This is a genomic window from Sphingomonas sp. P2_B6 (genome assembly GCF_056404755.1).
Genome location: NZ_JBFUDK010000003.1, coordinates 1 through 15,939, shown reverse-complemented (window position 1 = coordinate 15,939; position 15,939 = coordinate 1). Strand labels below are relative to the sequence as shown.

The following is a 15,939-nucleotide window of genomic DNA, read 5'->3' as shown; positions in this document are numbered from 1 at the left end:
TCGGGCATGACGAAGGATTGAGCCGTTGACCGCTAGCGCGACAGGACCACAATGAAACCCATGAGCCACCGCATCCTCGTCGTCGACGACGATCCCCATATCCGCGAGCTGCTCGTCTTCGCGCTGGGCAAGGCCGGCATGCGGCCGAGCGAGGCGGCGGACGGCCAGGAAGCGTTCGAGACGATCGGCCGCGAGATGCCCGACCTGATGGTGCTCGACATCAACATGCCACGCCTGAACGGCCTGGACCTGTGCCGCCGGCTGCGCGCCGCGGGCGGGGCAGGGGCAGCGTTGCCGATCCTGTTCCTTTCCTCGCGCGACGACGAGATCGACCGGATCGTCGGCATCGAGATCGGCGGCGACGATTATGTCGTGAAGCCCTTCTCGCCGCGCGAAGTGGTCGCCCGGGTCGGCGCCATCCTTAAGCGCGGCGCGCCGCCGCCCGAGCCCGAGAATGTGACCCGCAACCGCCTGACGCTCGATACCGAGGGCTGGGAAGCGCGCTGGGACGGCGCGCCGGTGCCGCTGACCGCCACCGAATTCCAGCTCCTGCTGCTGCTCGCCGCCAATCCGGCCAAGGTCTATACCCGCGATGCGATCATCGACCGGCTGCACGGCCCCGGCTTCGCCATTACCGACCGGACGATCGACAGCCATGTCCGCAACCTGCGCGCGAAATTCGGTGCGGCCGACCTGATCGAGACGCGCGCCGGCATCGGCTACCGGATCGGCGCCTGTCGTTGATCGGAGCGCTCAAGAGCTTTGCCAAAGCGCATTGGCCGAAGCTCAGGCTGCGCTCGATCCTGCTCGGCACCCTGTTGTTCGTCGCCGCGCTTCCCGGCGTCGCCGCCCTGTTCCTGCGCGTCTATGAAAACACCATCGTCCAGCAGACCGAGGCGGAGCTGATCTCGCAAAGCGTGGTGCTGGCCTCGGCCTATAAATCGGCGTGGCGGGGCGGCGTGCCCGATCCGTCGCGCCGCCTGCTCGCGCCGGAAAGCCCGACGATCGACCTGCGCACCATGCCCGTCCTGCCGGCGCGCCCGGCCGAGACGCGGCGCGGCATGCCGGATCGCCATGCCGCGATGGTCGCCCGTACCCTGATGCCGATGGCGAGCGACGCGGCGGCGGTGACCCTGACCGCGACTCGTCTGCTCGACGCGAACGGTTTGGTCGTGCTCGGTCGCGACGATGTGATGGTGAATTACGACAATCTGCCCGAAGTCCGCACCGCGCTGGCCGGCAGCCCGCGCACCGTGCTTCGCGAGCGCAGTCGTTATGAAGCGCAAAGCTGGCTCGCTTTATTCAGCCGGGCCTATGCCATCCGGGTCCACCATGCGCGGCCGGTGATCGACCAGGGCAGGGTGATCGGCGTGGTCATGCTGTCGCGCACCCCGCGCGGCCTGTTCGTCGGGCTCTATCAGGATCGCGGCAAGATCCTGCTCGGCATCGGGCTGATCTTCACGACGCTGCTGGTGCTGGTCGCCCTGCTGTCGCGCGGCATCGCGCGCCCGATCGACGCGCTGGCCCGGGCCAGCGAGGATATCGCGCGCGGCCGGGTCGCGGTGCCGGAGACGCCGGTCACCGCCGCGATCGAGATCGCGCAGCTTTACGACAATTTCCGGGCCATGGCCGACCGGATCGAGCGCCGCTCGCGCTACCTCAAGGATTTCGCGGCGGCGGTCAGCCACGAATTCAAGACGCCGATCGCCGGCATCCGCGGCGCGCTCGAACTGCTCGACGAGCATGGCGAGGAAATGAGCGAGGAGGAACGCCGCCGCTTCATCGCCAATGCCTCGGCCGATGCGGAGCGGTTGGCCCGGCTGGTCCAGCGGCTGCTCGATCTCGCCCGCGCCGACATGGCGAGCATCGATGCCGCCGCGCGGGCCGACATCACGGCGTCGGCCCGGCGCGTGGCGGATTCCTTCCGTTCGGACCGCTTCGCGGTCGATGTCGCCGCCGCCGACGCGCCGATGGCGCGCATCACGCCGGAGGTGGTCGAGACGCTGCTCGAAACCCTGGTCGAGAACAGCCGCCAGGCTGGCGCGCGGCGGGTGAGCATCCGTATCGAGCCGGCGGACAGCGAGGTGATCCTGTGGGTCACCGACGACGGCCCCGGCATCGCGGTTGCCGATCTGGAACGGATCTTCGAACCGTTCTTTACGGGTCGGCGCGAGGCGGGCGGGGCCGGGCTCGGCCTCGCCATCGCGCGGTCCTTGCTGGCCGCGACCGGCGGCACGATCGTCGCGAAGGAAGTGCCCGCGGGCGCGTGCTTCCGGCTGAGGCTGCCGGTGGCGTGACTTCTTCTTCCCCTCTCCCAGCGGGAGAGGGGTGGCCTGCGCAGCAGGTCGGGGTGAGGGCGACCGGCCTTGTCACCCTCACCCTTCCGCCGCTACGCGGCTCCCTCCCTCTCCCGCCGGGAGAGGGATTCAGGTAGCGCTCGTCTTTAATGACCAACCCCCAACCCTATGACACGATCATCCTCGGCGCCGGCGCCGCCGGCCTGATGTGCGCGCTCACCGCCGGCCAGCGCGGCAGGCGGGTGCTGCTGCTCGATCACGCGGAGGAGCCGGGCAAGAAGATCCTGATCTCTGGGGGCGGGCGCTGCAACTTCACGAACGTGAACACCGGGCCCGACCGCTACCTCTCTGCCAATCCGCATTTCGCCAAATCGGCGCTGGGGCGCTATTCGGCGCAGGACTTTATCGACCTGGTCGATCGCCACGGCATCGCCTGGCACGAAAAGACCCTTGGCCAACTCTTCTGCGACGGTTCGGCGAAGCAGATCGTCGCGATGCTGCTCGACGAATGCGATGCCGGCAATGTCACCATCGGCCTCGGCCAGCCGATCCGCGAGGTCGACCATGCCGACGGCCAGTACCGCGTCACTTTCGGCGATCGCACCGCCACTGCGCCTGCTCTGGTCATCGCCACTGGTGGCCCCTCAATCCCGAAAATGGGTGCGACCGGTTTCGCCTATGATCTCGCCCGCCGCTTCGGCCTGAAAGTCGTCGAGCCGCGCCCCGCGCTGGTGCCCTTCACGCTTGGTGGTGAAGAAACCCTGTTCCGCTCGCTCTCCGGCGTCGCGGCGGAGGTCGTCGCGCGCTGCGGCAAGACCGCTTTTCGCGAGGCGGCGTTGTTCACGCACAAGGGTCTGTCCGGTCCCGCGATCCTGCAAATCTCTTCCTATTGGCGCCACGGCGAGTCGATCAGCATCGATTTTTTGCCGGACCTGAAACCTGCCTGGCTGGCCGAGGCGAAGCGGGCCAATCCGCGCACCGCTTTCCGCAAGTTGCTGGCCAGCCAGCTCCCCGCCCGCCTCGCCGAAACCCTTGCCGACCGGCTTGGTGTCGAGGGCGATCTCGGCGCCCAGACCGACAAGCGCCTCGACGAGGCCGCCCGCCGCCTCGCCGACTGGCGTTTCACGCCCAACGGCACTGAAGGCCTGGCCAAGGCAGAAGTCGTCGCCGGCGGCATCGCGACGGACGGGCTGTCCTCGCAGACCATGGAGGCCCGGAAAGTCCCCGGCCTCTACGCGATCGGCGAAGCGGTCGACGTCACTGGCTGGCTCGGTGGCTATAATTTCCAATGGGCTTGGGCCAGCGGCTGGGCGGCGGGGCAGGTCGTTTGACGCGGGCTCTCGCTCCGGCCCGCCGAATTCCGGGTCGAAGCGGCCGCGATTTACGGCCTCATTTCTGGCACGCGACGATCGCGGCGATCACTGACAAGGTATCTTCGGGATCGCGCACCCGCACCGTGTCCAGTCCGAGCTCCTTGGCCGGGTAATCATTGCCGCCCGGGAAGATCGCGTCGCCGATGAACATCATCGCGTCCAGCTCGATGCCGCTCGCATCGCGCAGCTTCTTCAGGCCATAGGCCTTGTCCACGCCCTCGCGCGTGATGTCGATCGAGGTGGCGCCGCCCATGTTGATCGACAGGCCGGGCAGGCGTTTGCGCAGATCGGCCTGGATCACCTTGCGCTTGGCGAAATCCGGGTCCCAATGCTCCTTCGCGTCGAGCGGCGCCTGCTGGCCGAGCGCGGAAAAAGTGATCTGGCTGCCGCGGTCCTCGATCCGCTCGCCCCAGGTCTGTTCAGGTACGAATCCTGTCGCCTTCAGCGATTCGTCGAACGCGGCGAAGATGGCCTGCTTCTGCGCGTCGTCGAACAACTCGGCATACACCGCATACCAGGCGTTGTCATACCGGTAGAGCTTGGTGCCCGTCGTCGGCATCAGCCATAGCCGGCCCAGGTCGGCCCGGGCGGGCAGACGGCTTGCCACCTGCTTCTCGAACTGCGGCCAGTCCCCGCCCGAGATGACCGCGACATGCGCCACGCCGAGCAGATCGGCCAGCGCTTCGCCCATCGGCTCCTGCAGCGGCTGCTTGCTCTCGGCGAGCGTTCCGTCGAGATCGAACGCAACCAGCTGCTTCATTCCTGGGCTCCCTGAAGATGGATTTGCCGCGGTGCGGCGAGACGGGATGCAAGCGCCCGATCCCGCCGGAAGTTCCCTCGCGATTCACGCGCCGATTTCACATGGGCGTGGAACCGTTATGGAATCGCATCGTTCGTTCCCCAACAACAGGGGGCATCATGTCGACGCAGAATCTCTTCGCCTGGTCCGGTCGTACCCAAACCGGCCTCGCCCTGTTCGCGGCTTCGCTTCTCTATCTCGCGGTCGCCGCGCCCAACGCCGTCGCGATCGCCTTTGCGGTCGGTGCGGGGGCATGCCTCGCCCTGTTCGGCATTACCGGCTCGCGCTTCTGGCTGACCATCGTCACCGTGCTGATGCTCGCCGTTTCGGCCACCGGACTGTTCGCCGCCCTGGTCGTCGGCAGCTATGTCCTGCTTCCCGTCGCCTTCGCCCAGATCGTGGCGGTCTCGCTGATCGAGGGCCGGCGCGAGAGCGACTGGGTCAGTGACGCGAGCGCCCGGCCCGGGCTGCTCGCGGCATGGAAACGGCAGCGCATCTGACCCATTTTCGCCATGGGCGTGCTTTAATCCGGATTATCTGCTAGGGCCCCGCTTTGCCGCGACGCCGCGTGCCCCCATATCCGGAATATCATGCCCTTCTCAACGCTGCCCCCGCTTCTCGCCGAAGCGCTCTCCGCCCGTGGTTACGCCGCGCCGACTCCCGTGCAAGCCGCGGTAATCCAACCCGAAGCCGAAGGCCGAGACATGATCGTCTCGGCGCAGACCGGCTCCGGCAAGACCGTCGCCTTCGGCCTCGCCATCGCGCCCCAGCTGCTCGGCGAGGAAGGCACGCTGCCGCCGGCGCGCGCGCCGCTCGCCCTCGCCATCGCGCCGACTCGCGAACTCGCGCTCCAGGTCAGTCGTGAACTTGCCTGGCTCTATGAAAAGGCCGGCGCGAAAATCGCCACCTGTGTCGGCGGCATGGACGCATCGAGCGAACGCCGTGCCCTGTCGCGCGGCGCGCATATCGTGGTCGGCACGCCTGGACGGCTGCGCGACCATATCGAACGCGGCGCGCTCGATCTCGGTGCATTGAAGGCGGTCATCCTCGACGAAGCCGATGAGATGCTCGACATGGGTTTCCGCGAGGATCTCGAGCAGATCCTCGACGCGACGCCCGACCAGCGCCGCACGCTCCTGTTCTCGGCGACCATGCCCAAGCCGATCGTCGCACTCGCCAAGCGCTACCAGCGCGACGCGCTGCGCATCTCCACCGTCGGTGAGGATCGCGGGCATGGCGACATCAGCTATCAGGCCGTCACCGTCGCCCCGGCCGATATCGAAAATGCCGTGGTCAATCTGCTGCGCCTGTACGAAGCCGAATCGGCGATGCTGTTCTGCGCGACGCGCGACAATGTCCGCCACCTCCATGCCAGCCTGGTCGAGCGCGGTTTCGCCGCCGTCGCGCTGTCGGGCGAGCACAGCCAGAACGAGCGTAACGCCGCGATGCAGGCGCTGCGCGACAAGCGCGCCCGGGTCTGCGTCGCGACCGACGTCGCCGCGCGCGGCATCGATCTGCCCTCACTCAGCCTGGTCATCCATGTCGAGTTGCCGCGCGACGCCGAGACGCTTCAGCACCGTTCGGGCCGCACCGGCCGCGCGGGCAAGAAGGGCACAGCGGTCCTGATCGTCCCGTTCCAGCGCCGTCGCCGGGTCGAGATGATGCTGCGCGGCGCGCGTATCGCGGTGGAATGGGTCAACGCCCCGACCGCCGACGACATCCGCAAGGCCGATCACACCCGCCTGCTCGAAATGCTGCTCGAGACGGTCGAGGTCGACGACGACGACCGCGCGCTCGCCGCGACCTTGATGGCGCAGAAATCGCCCGAGGATATCGCGGCTGCCCTGGTCAAGACCTATCGCGCGCGCCTGCCCGCCCCGGAAGAGATGCTGACCCAGGGGGCTGCCCAGCCCGCTGGCAAGGAGCATCACCGCGAGGGTTTCGACGATATCGTGTGGTTCCGCATGGACATCGGCCGCCGGCAGAATGCCGATCCGCGCTGGATCCTGCCGCTGATCTGCCGCCGCGGGCACATCACCAAGAATGAGGTCGGCGCGATCCGGATCGGTCCGAACGAGACCGCGTTCCAGATCCCGCGCGCCATCGCCGGCAAGTTCATGGCCTCGGTCAAGCGCACCGTCGGCGAAGAAGCCGAAGGCGGCGTCCAGTTCGAGGTGATGGAAGGCGGCCCGGAACAGGCCTCGCGCGAGCCGCGCCGCCACAACGGCCCGGCCCCCGTCCGTCATCAGCCGCGCCCGACCCTGCGCAAGCGCCCGCGGAACTGACGACTCGCCGTTACCCCGGAACGGCCCCGGGGTAACGGCGCGGACATCGGCAACTTTGCTGTTCCAGTCGGGCCGGAATCCTTCTAGTGCCCGCGCCCATGAGCAAATCAGCCACCGACGTGATGCAGGACATCGTCTTTTCCGCCGTCATCGATTCGATCGGGGCGTTGAAGGCCGCGTCGAAGGGCGTGCCCAACACGCTCCTCCGCGATCTGAATTCGGTGCACGCCAACACGACGCTGGCCGATCTGCCGCCCGAGCTTCAGGCAGCGATCGCGACCAATGTGCGCGCAGCGTTCACGCGCCTGCTCAAGGAAGGCTATAATGTCGCGCCGGCGGGTTCGGCGGTACCCCGCACCCCGCCGCCGCCACGCCCCGTTTCGCGCGACGCCCAGCGCCATCGCCGGCCCAACGCGCCCCCGCCCAAGCCCGGCGGCAATGATCCGGCCAAGCCTCGCGGCCCGCGCCCGAATCGTCCGCCGAAACCGCGCGACTGACTTTCGCCTGCCTGCGCGGCACCATGGCATTGCGGAGCGCGGGGATCGACCTTAGGGCACCCGCATGACCGCACCGAAACCCAAAGACTGGATCATGGCGATCGCCCCCTATGTGCCGGGGCGTTCCACCACTGATGCCGGCGCGCCGATCGCCAAGCTGTCGTCCAACGAGAACCCGCTCGGCACCAGCGACCAGGCGCGCGCCGCCTTTTCGGGGCATGTGGGCGATCTTTATCGCTACCCGGATGCGAGCGCGGCCGAGCTGCGCGAGGCGATCGCGGAATATCACGATCTCGATCCCGCCCGGATCATCTACGGCACCGGTTCGGATGAAGTGCTCCATCTCGCGGCGGGTGCCTATGCCGGTCCGGGCGACGAAGTGATCTTCGTCCACTACGGCTTCGCGGTGTACGAGATCGCCGCGCGCCGTGTCGGCGCCAGGCCGGTGGTCGCGCCCGACAAGGATTATGCGACCGATGTCGACGCCATCCTCGCCTGCGTCACCGATCGCACCCGCATCGTGTTCATCGCCAACCCGAACAACCCGACCGGCACCTATGCTCCGCGCGGCGAGATCCTCCGTCTTCACGCCAACCTGCCGTCGGACGTGATGCTGGTGATCGACCAGGCCTATTCCGAATATCTGACGCCGGAAGAGGATGACGGCGGGCTCGATCTCGCGCGCCACGCGCCCAACGTGATCGTCACGCGCACCTTCTCCAAGATCCACGGCCTCGCCGCCGAGCGGATCGGCTGGGGCTATGGCTCGGCCGAGGCCGTCGCCGCGATGCACCGCATCCGCGCGCCCTTCTGCATCACCACCGCCGGCCAGAAGGCAGCGATCGCCGCGCTCGGCGCGACCGATTTCATCGAACACAGCCGTGCCCACAATATCCAATGGCGTGCCTGGCTCGCCGACGAGATCGCGAAGCTCGGCAATGCGGGTCTCCGCGTCGTGCCCAGCCATGCCAATTTCCTGCTCGTCCTGTTCGAAGGCAAGCTGACCGCCGAGGTCGCCTACCGCCTGTTGATGGAACGTGGCATCATCGTCCGCTGGCTGCCGGGGCAGGGGCTCGCCCAGGGCCTGCGCATGACGATCGGTACCGAGCAGGAAACACGCGTGCTGGCCGATGCCCTGCGCGAGATCGTGGACCAGGAAAGTTGATGGCGGCGCCGATCGAGGCGCTGGCGTTCGACGTGTTCGGCACGGTGGTCGATTGGCGCACGAGTATCGCGCGCGAGGCGGCGGCCGTCTTCGCTGGTCTCGGCCGCCCCGACATCGACCCCGCCGCGTTCGCCGATGAATGGCGGGGGCTCTATCAGCCGGCGATGGAGGAATGCCGCGCCGGCAGGCGACCTTTTGTGCGGCTGGACGTGCTCAACCGCGAAACGCTCGACACCCTGCTCGACCGCCATAGCGTGACCGGCATGGACGAGGCTGCGCGCGACCATTTCGCGCATGCCTGGCGCCGGCTCGATCCCTGGCCCGACACGGTCGAAGGGCTGATCCGGCTGAAGGCGCGCTATCCGATCGTCACGCTGTCCAACGGCAATATCGCGCTGATGCTTGAGATGGCCCGGCGCGGCGGCCTGCCCTGGGATGCGATCCTCGGCGCGGAAGTGACGGGCGCCTACAAGCCCGAACCGCGCGCCTATCTCGGCACCGCCGAAGTGCTCGGCATCGATCCAGCGGCGCTCTGTCTCGTCGCCGCCCATCACAGCGATCTCGCCGCCGCGCGCGCCTGCGGTCTCGCCACTGCCTATGTCGATCGCCCGATGGAACATGGCGGACGATCCGCGCCAGACCGGCATTGCCGGCAGGATTGGGATTATCTCGCCGACAGCATCACTGGTCTCGCCACCCGGCTCGGGTGCTGATGTACTGGACTTGTTCGCGCTGACGTGATCCTGCGTTCTCCTGTCACAAAAATGACATACGGAGCCAAGCCAGATCGACCAGATTGCCGCCCTTCCCTATCGCATCAGGCCTGATGGCAGCGCCGAGGTGATGTTGATCACCTCGCGCGATTCGGGGCGTTGGGTGATTCCCAAGGGCAACCCGATCAAGGGACTGGCGTCGCACGAGGCGGCGGCCGAGGAAGCGTTCGAGGAAGCCGGGGTGCGCGGCATCGCCTGCCCCTCGCCGATCGGGCGCTTCTCCTATCTCAAGCGTCGCCGCACCGGGCAGGACCGCGACCTGGTGGTGACGGTCTATCCGGTCGCCTTTGTCGAGCAGGTCGACGACTGGCCCGAGCGCCATCAGCGCGATACCCGCTGGTTCGATCTGCCCCGCGCCGCGGCGGCGGTCGACGAACCCGAGCTGAAGACGCTGATTGCCGCTTTCCGGGCACCGGTGATTCCGGCTAGTCTGGCGCAGCGCGTCCTTCCCGCGTTCCGGACCCAGGCAAGAAAGAGAATACCGATGGTCGCGTGGTTTCAGGCGCTGATGCCCAAGCAGGGGCGGTTCTTCGATCAGTTCGAGGCGCATGCCGCGACGCTGGTCGCCGGCGCCGACGCGCTCGCGCGCCTGCTGCACAATCAGGGTCCGATCGCCGAGAATATCGCCGCGATCGTCGATCATGAACATGCCGCCGACGATATCACGCGCGAGGTTCTTCAGGATGTGCGCCGCGTATTCGTCACGCCGTTCGATCGCAGCGCGATCACCAGCCTGATCGGCGTGATGGATGATGCGATCGATCAGATGAACGGGACCGCCAAGTCGATCGAACTGTATGAAGTCACCAGCTTCGAGCCGCAGATGCGCGACATGGCCGGCATCGTGGTCGAGGCGGCGCGCATCACGGCGGAGGCGATCCCCTTGCTCCGCTCGCTTGGGCAGAATTCCGGCCGCCTGCACGATCTCACCGCCCGGCTGATCAGGATCGAGGGCGATGCCGACGATATCCATGATGCCGGGTTGAAAGCCTTGTTCAAGGCGCATGGCCCCAATGCACCGATGGACTTCATCGTCGGGCGGGAAATCTACAGTCACCTGGAAAAGATCGTCGACCGCTTCGAGGATGTCGCGAACGAGATCCAGGGTCTCGTGATCGACCACGCCTGATCCCGCGGTGACGCTTTCCCTTCCCCTGCTGATCGCCCTGATCGGCGTCGCCCTGCTGTTCGATTTCCTGAACGGCCTGCACGATGCCGCCAATTCGATCGCCACCGTCGTGTCGACCCGCGTGCTGAAGCCGCATCATGCGGTGCTGTGGGCCGCATTCTTCAACTTCATCGCCTTTGCCGTGTTCGGCCAGCATGTCGCGCAGACTGTCGGCACCGGCATCATCTCGACCCAGATCGTCGATCCGCAGGTGATCTTCGCCGCCCTGATCGGCGCGATCGTGTGGAACGTCATCACTTGGATGCTCGGGATCCCGTCGAGCAGCAGCCACGCGCTGATCGGCGGCCTGCTCGGCGCCGGCATCGCCAAGGCGGGGCTAAGCGTCGTGGTGTGGGCCGGCGTGCTGAAGACGGTGGTCGGCATCTTCGCCTCGCCCGCGGTCGGCCTGGGGCTGGCGCTGGTGCTGGTGCTGATCGTCGCCTGGACCAGCCTCAAGCTCACGCCGATGGGCGTCGACAAGCGCTTCCGCAAATTGCAGCTTTTCTCGGCCGCGGCCTATTCGCTCGGGCATGGCGGCAATGATGCGCAGAAGACGATGGGCATCATCACTGTCCTGCTCTTCTCGCAGGGCATCTATCACGGCGCTTTCCATGTGCCCTTCTGGGTGGTGCTTGCCTGCCAGGCGGCGATGGCGCTCGGCACCATGTCGGGCGGGTGGAAGATCGTCCACACCATGGGCTCGAAGATCACGCGACTGACCCCAGCACAGGGTTTCTGCGCGGAGACCGGCGGCGCGATCACCCTGTTCATGGCGACCTTTGGCGGCGTGCCGGTGTCGTCGACGCACACCATCACCGGCGCGATCGTCGGCGTTGGCGCCGCGCGGCGCTTCTCCGCGGTGCGCTGGAACATCGCCAGCAATATCGTCGTCGCCTGGTTCGTGACGTTGCCGGCGGCTGCTCTGGTCGCCGCGCTGACCTGGTGGATTACCGGGCTGTTTCTTTAGAGGCTTCGGTCAGGTTCCCGAGACGGGGCATTTGCCATCGCACATCCCGATGCCACGCCGCGACAACGCAGAACCGGCACTTTCCTCGGTCTGGTTGTTCATGTCTTTCCACTCCTGCTTGGTCAGGCAGAAGCGCTTGGCCATGATCGATCCGGTCGGGACGATCATCCGGCAAATCTTCTTGTCCGCGGGCGCTGGGGTCTGCCCTGACGCGGCGACCTCCTGGGGAAGAGCGCTTGAGGTAGCAAAAGCCGCGGCCGCGGCGATCATGGACAACAATGCATGGGCCATTTGATATCTTCCCCGTTTTTCCTGCCGAGCGCCGAAATACCGCGGCACGCGGTATCCTGCTCATGTCCTTTTAGAAGCCCCCCATTCCCCCCGGGGTCGTGGAGCATTTTCCGTCGCATTTCCCCGCCCCGCTACGGGCAAGCGTTGCGTTGGCGCTCTCCTCCGTTTGCGTGTTCAGCTCTTTCCACTCCTGCTTGGTCAGGCAGAAGCGCTTGCCCATGATCGATCCGGTGGGCACGATCATCCTGCAGATCTTCTTGTCCGCACCGACTTGCGTCGCCGCCGCACCTTGGGTCGGCCCATCGGCTGGAGCATAGGACGCAACAGCGATCAGGATGGAAAGCAACGCATATGCCATTTTTGTGTCTTCCCCCTTCTCGATTCTGACGATCTTCTCATGCAATGTCGTCAGGGGCAAGCGACAGCTTCGACACTTCTGTAGTTGAATAATAATAGGTCCGAATAGGATCCATATTCGTTCCCTTTTCGGGGAGAACAAGACGCTTTGCCGACCAGGTCGCTTCGACGGCGCGATACCCCGGTGGAAGCGGAACGGAAAACGCGCCCGGCCGCTTTGGGGTGGTCGACATGCATCAGCGGAACGAACTCAATGGACAATGTTGCCGTCGCGCGAATCCGGTCCGGCATCTGACACGGTGGATATCGCCCGCGCCCTGGCTCAACCGATCCCGCCGATGGAGGCGCGGCTCGTTTCGGACTTGCCGGAAGGCCCGGACTGGCAGTTCGAGCCCAAATGGGACGGCTTCCGCGCTATCGCGGTGAAGCAGGATGGCGAGGTCGCGATCTGGTCCAAATCCGGCAAGCCGCTCGGCCGGTATTTTCCGGAGCTGGTCGCGCTGCTCGGTGCCAACATGTCCCCGCGCTTCATCCTCGACGGAGAGATCGTCGTGCCGCTCGGCGACACCCTGTCCTTTGGCGCGCTCCAGGCGCGGCTCCACCCGGCGCCGAGCCGCATCACCCGCCTCTCGCAGGAGACGCCGGCGCTGATGATGCTGTTCGATGCACTGGAACTGGAGGGGAGGGATCTGACCGGCGATCCGCTTGAGCATCGCCGCGCCGCGCTCGAGGACTTTCACCGCCATCACGGCAATGACAGGCTGCGTCTGTCGCCGAGCACCGCCGATGTGGCGGACGCGCGCGCCTGGCTGCGCGAAGCGGGCGGCGCGCTCGACGGCGTCGTCGCCAAGCGGCTCGGCCTGCCCTATCTCGCCGGCGAACGCGCCATGGCCAAGGTTAAGCAGCTGCGCACGGCCGATTGCGTGGTCGGCGGCTTCCGCAAGACGGCGGACGGCAAGGGTGTCGCGTCGCTGCTGCTCGGCCTTTACGACGATGACGGAAAGCTCGACCATGTCGGCTTTACCTCCGGCATGCCCGCCGCGGATCGACCGGCATTGCTGAAGAAACTCACCCCCCTCGTCGAAGCACCAGGCTTCACCGGAAAAGCTCCCGGCGGCCCCAGCCGCTGGGCGACCGAACGTTCCACCCGATGGAGTCCGCTCAGGCCCGACTGCGTGGTCGAAATAGTGTACGACCAGATCACTGACGGCCGCTTCCGCCATGGTACACGGCTGCTCCGCTGGCGACCCGACAAGGCACCCGCGCAGTGCACCCGCGACCAGCTGGTGCGCGAGATCAGCCCGACGGAACTGGAGGAAATCATCAACGCCGCCGGCTCCCCGCCGGCGCACCGCTGACGTCGCTCACCGGCCCCTAGCCGCCATCCCGTTAGCCCGATACGTTCCGGCCGAAACCGACACGGGGCGATCATGATTCAGACGACACGGCGCGAACTCCTCACCGGCGCGGGCGCGCTCGGCCTCACCGTGGCACTCCCCGCCTGGGCCGCGGCCGCGCCCGCCGACGCAAGCGCCCAAAAACTGCTCTTGACGCTGGCCGAGGACCTTCTGGCCGACTCGCCCGAATATGCCCTGTCGCTCGGCCTCGACCGCGGCGAGCGTGCCGCGCTGCACGGGCGATTCATGGATCGGAGTATCGCCGGCGATCTCGCCCGGTCGCGTCGTTGCACTGCCCGGCTCGGGCAGATGCGCAAGCTCGATCGCACCGGCCTGTCGCCGTCGACGGCGCTCGATCTGGACACCGCCGAAACTGCCTATGCGCTTGCCGAAGAGGGGTGGCGCACCATGCCTGTCGGCGCCAACGCCGTGCTCGACGCCAATGTCAGCTATCGCAACTCGCCCTATATCGTCACCCAGCTCGGCGCGGCTTATTCGGACCTGCCCGATCTGCTCGAGAACAAGCATGACGTGGCGGGCGCGGCTGATGCCGATGCCTATCTGTCGCGCCTCGAAAGCTATGCTGCCGCGCTCGACGGCGAAACCGGCCGCATGCATGCCGATGCCGGCAAGGGCGCGATCCCGCCGGTGCTGGTGATCGACATCACTGCCGACCAGCTGAAGGGCATCCGCGGCACGCCCGTCGCCGACTGGTCGATCGTCAAGAGCTTCGGCGAGAAATGCACCAAGGCTGGTCTGCCCGTATCCTTCGTGCAGCGCGCGGCGGCGCTCTGCACCGACAAGGTCTCGCCCGCGCTCGACCGCCAGATCGCTGCCTTCGCCGATCTCCGCAACCATGCGAGCGAGATCCCCGGCGTGTGGCAGCGCCCGCATGGCGACGATTATTATGGCTGGCTGGTGAAGGCCGGCACCACCACCAACGCCACGCCGGACGAGATCCACGCGCTCGGCCTCGCCCAGAACAAGGCGATCAATGCGGAGATCGACACGCTGCTCAAGGGCCAGGGCCTGACTCAGGGCAGTGTCGGCGACCGGCTGACCGCGCTCAGCAAGCGGCCCGACCTGCTCTTCAGCAATGACGATGTAGGGCGCGAGAAGCTGCTCGTCTATCTCAACGGCCGCATCGCCGATGTCCGCACGCGCCTGCCGCGCGCCTTCGGCAATCTGGTGAAGGGCAATCTCATCATCAAACGCGTGCCGCCCGCGATCCAGGACGGCGCGCCCAATGGCTATGCCGGTCCGGGCTCGATCGACGGTTCGCAGCCCGGCATCTATTACATCAACCTCAAATCGACCGAGACCTGGCCGCGTTATTCGCTGCCGACGCTCTGTTATCATGAGGGCATTCCGGGCCATGTCTGGCAGGGCGAGTATAGCTATCGCCTGCCGCTGATCCGTTCGCTGCTTGCCTTCAATGCCTATTCGGAAGGCTGGGCGCTCTATGCCGAACAGCTCGCGGCGGAACTCGGCGCCTATGACGAGGATCCGCTCGGCCGCATCGGCTATCTCCAGTCGATGAACTTCCGCGCCTGCCGGCTGGTGGTCGACACCGGCATCCATGCCAAGCGCTGGACGTTCGAACATGCGCTGGCCTGGTTCCAGCAGGCGACCGGCATGCCGCTCGGCCAGCTCACCGCCGAGTTGCAGCGTTACTGCGCGATGCCGGGGCAAGCCTGCGGCTACAAGATGGGCCATAACGAGATCAACCGCCTGCGCGACAAGGCCAGGGCGGCGCTCGGGCCTGGCTACGATCTCAAGGCCTATGACGATGTGGTTGTGGAGACGGGCAACGTTCCCCTGACCCTGCTCGAACGCGTGGTCGACGGCTATATCGCCAGGGCGAAGGGGTAGGGGAGAACGGGTCTTCGAGTCGAACGGGCCCGACTCACGCGAATCGTCGCTCCAGCGCCGGGCACGCGTCGAAGCGTTCGATCGAGCGGCAGCGGCCATCCGCGTCAGCGGTCCTCGCTCCCCACGATCTCGGCCGGAAATCGGCGGAAAACCAAGGGAATCCGTGGGTAAGCAAGGGACGAACACGTCGTGAAGGAGCCCCCGACCCAGGGAAACGCTGCCGGATGACGGATAAAAGTCACTTCGATGCATTTTGTGCTTGCGCGGTCGAAAAGTGGCCCATATAGAGCCCCCTCACCGCAGCGGTGGCCGACACGGTCGCTTCTGAGGTCACCATAAACCAGGCGCTGAACCGCCCCGATAAAAAGGGGTTTGGAGTGGCGTCGGGCTTTTGCGCTCTTTGACATTGTTGGTATAGATGAAGGGACATGTGGGCGGCGGCTCCGGGTCTTGCATTCAAGGTGCAAGGAGCTCGGTTAAATAAGCCGTTCCTATATGTCCTTATTACAATTCCACAGTATTTGTAATTTGTGCAGGAACGGCTCCTTGAGATCGCTTTCTCGTCGTGGTTATTCCACTGCGATTGGAAGGTTCATCAACTTGAGAGTTTGATCATGGCTCAGAATGAACGCTGGCGGCATGCCTAACACATGCAAGTCGAACGAGACCTTCGGGTCTAGTGGCGCACGGGTGCGTAA

The 15,939-nt window shown here is 66.3% G+C and carries 15 protein-coding genes and 1 rRNA gene; 13 read left to right on the top strand and 3 right to left on the bottom strand.

Features of this window, described 5'->3' with window-relative positions; genetic code table 11:
- Window positions 1–60 precede the first annotated feature (60 nt).
- The 3 genes from AC1DX5_RS04560 to AC1DX5_RS04550 all read left to right on the top strand — a co-directional run bounded on the left by AC1DX5_RS04560 (window position 61) and on the right by AC1DX5_RS04550 (window position 3,628).
- Complete coding sequence (locus AC1DX5_RS04560) at window positions 61–744, top strand: response regulator transcription factor (RefSeq protein WP_478014359.1); 684 nt, start codon at window positions 61–63, stop codon at window positions 742–744.
- Window positions 741–2,297: a sensor histidine kinase gene (locus AC1DX5_RS04555; protein WP_465170787.1), complete on the top strand. Its 1,557-nt coding sequence runs from the start codon at window positions 741–743 to the stop codon at window positions 2,295–2,297. The genes AC1DX5_RS04560 and AC1DX5_RS04555 overlap by 4 nt, the downstream gene beginning before the upstream one ends.
- Window positions 2,298–2,446: 149 nt before the next feature.
- Entirely contained in the window at window positions 2,447–3,628 is a 1,182-nt protein-coding gene (locus AC1DX5_RS04550; protein ID WP_465170786.1) for a BaiN/RdsA family NAD(P)/FAD-dependent oxidoreductase, read from the top strand.
- A 58-nt stretch (window positions 3,629–3,686) separates the two neighbouring features.
- Here the strand turns inward: AC1DX5_RS04550 and AC1DX5_RS04545 are convergent, their stop codons facing one another.
- Window positions 3,687–4,430 carry an HAD-IIB family hydrolase gene (locus tag AC1DX5_RS04545; RefSeq protein ID WP_478014358.1) on the bottom strand — a complete coding sequence of 248 codons (744 nt, stop codon included), beginning with the start codon at window positions 4,428–4,430 and terminating at the stop codon, window positions 3,687–3,689.
- Between the two features lie 158 nt (window positions 4,431–4,588).
- Between AC1DX5_RS04545 and AC1DX5_RS04540 the strand changes: the two genes are divergently transcribed.
- From AC1DX5_RS04540 to AC1DX5_RS04510, 7 genes are all read left to right on the top strand, one after another.
- On the top strand, window positions 4,589–4,969 hold the full coding sequence (locus AC1DX5_RS04540) for a hypothetical protein (RefSeq protein ID WP_465170784.1): 381 nt from the start codon (window positions 4,589–4,591) through the stop codon (window positions 4,967–4,969).
- Window positions 4,970–5,059: 90 nt separating this feature from the next.
- Window positions 5,060–6,754 carry a DEAD/DEAH box helicase gene (locus AC1DX5_RS04535; protein WP_465170783.1) on the top strand — a complete coding sequence of 565 codons (1,695 nt, stop codon included), beginning with the start codon at window positions 5,060–5,062 and terminating at the stop codon, window positions 6,752–6,754.
- 98 nt (window positions 6,755–6,852) lie between these two features.
- Window positions 6,853–7,251 carry a hypothetical protein gene (locus tag AC1DX5_RS04530; RefSeq protein ID WP_465170782.1) on the top strand — a complete coding sequence of 133 codons (399 nt, stop codon included), beginning with the start codon at window positions 6,853–6,855 and terminating at the stop codon, window positions 7,249–7,251.
- Between the two features lie 64 nt (window positions 7,252–7,315).
- Window positions 7,316–8,416, top strand: a complete 1,101-nt coding sequence (hisC, locus tag AC1DX5_RS04525; RefSeq protein WP_465170781.1) for a histidinol-phosphate transaminase — start codon at window positions 7,316–7,318, stop codon at window positions 8,414–8,416.
- Window positions 8,416–9,129, top strand: coding sequence for a haloacid dehalogenase type II (locus AC1DX5_RS04520; RefSeq protein WP_478014357.1), 714 nt, complete (start codon window positions 8,416–8,418; stop codon window positions 9,127–9,129). The genes hisC and AC1DX5_RS04520 overlap by 1 nt, the downstream gene beginning before the upstream one ends.
- A gap of 73 nt (window positions 9,130–9,202) precedes the next feature.
- Complete coding sequence (locus tag AC1DX5_RS04515) at window positions 9,203–10,318, top strand: DUF47 family protein (protein WP_465173998.1); 1,116 nt, start codon at window positions 9,203–9,205, stop codon at window positions 10,316–10,318.
- Between the two features lie 7 nt (window positions 10,319–10,325).
- Window positions 10,326–11,324 (top strand): inorganic phosphate transporter, encoded by a 999-nt coding sequence (locus AC1DX5_RS04510; RefSeq protein ID WP_478014356.1) that lies wholly within the window; start codon window positions 10,326–10,328, stop codon window positions 11,322–11,324.
- A 9-nt stretch (window positions 11,325–11,333) separates the two neighbouring features.
- Here the strand turns inward: AC1DX5_RS04510 and AC1DX5_RS04505 are convergent, their stop codons facing one another.
- Window positions 11,334–11,615, bottom strand: a complete 282-nt coding sequence (locus AC1DX5_RS04505) for a hypothetical protein (RefSeq protein WP_478014355.1) — start codon at window positions 11,613–11,615, stop codon at window positions 11,334–11,336.
- A 70-nt stretch (window positions 11,616–11,685) separates the two neighbouring features.
- Window positions 11,686–12,033 (bottom strand): hypothetical protein, encoded by a 348-nt coding sequence (locus AC1DX5_RS04500; RefSeq protein ID WP_478014354.1) that lies wholly within the window; start codon window positions 12,031–12,033, stop codon window positions 11,686–11,688.
- Between the two features lie 238 nt (window positions 12,034–12,271).
- Between AC1DX5_RS04500 and AC1DX5_RS04495 the strand changes: the two genes are divergently transcribed.
- The 3 genes from AC1DX5_RS04495 to AC1DX5_RS04485 form a co-directional block, all read left to right on the top strand.
- The gene (locus tag AC1DX5_RS04495; RefSeq protein ID WP_478014353.1) at window positions 12,272–13,330 is read left to right on the top strand and encodes an ATP-dependent DNA ligase; all 1,059 of its coding nucleotides are present in this window, start codon (window positions 12,272–12,274) and stop codon (window positions 13,328–13,330) included.
- Window positions 13,331–13,402: 72 nt separating this feature from the next.
- Complete coding sequence (locus AC1DX5_RS04490) at window positions 13,403–15,241, top strand: DUF885 domain-containing protein (protein ID WP_478014352.1); 1,839 nt, start codon at window positions 13,403–13,405, stop codon at window positions 15,239–15,241.
- Window positions 15,242–15,837: 596 nt separating this feature from the next.
- Window positions 15,838–15,939 (top strand): 16S ribosomal RNA (locus AC1DX5_RS04485); the annotation flags it as partial.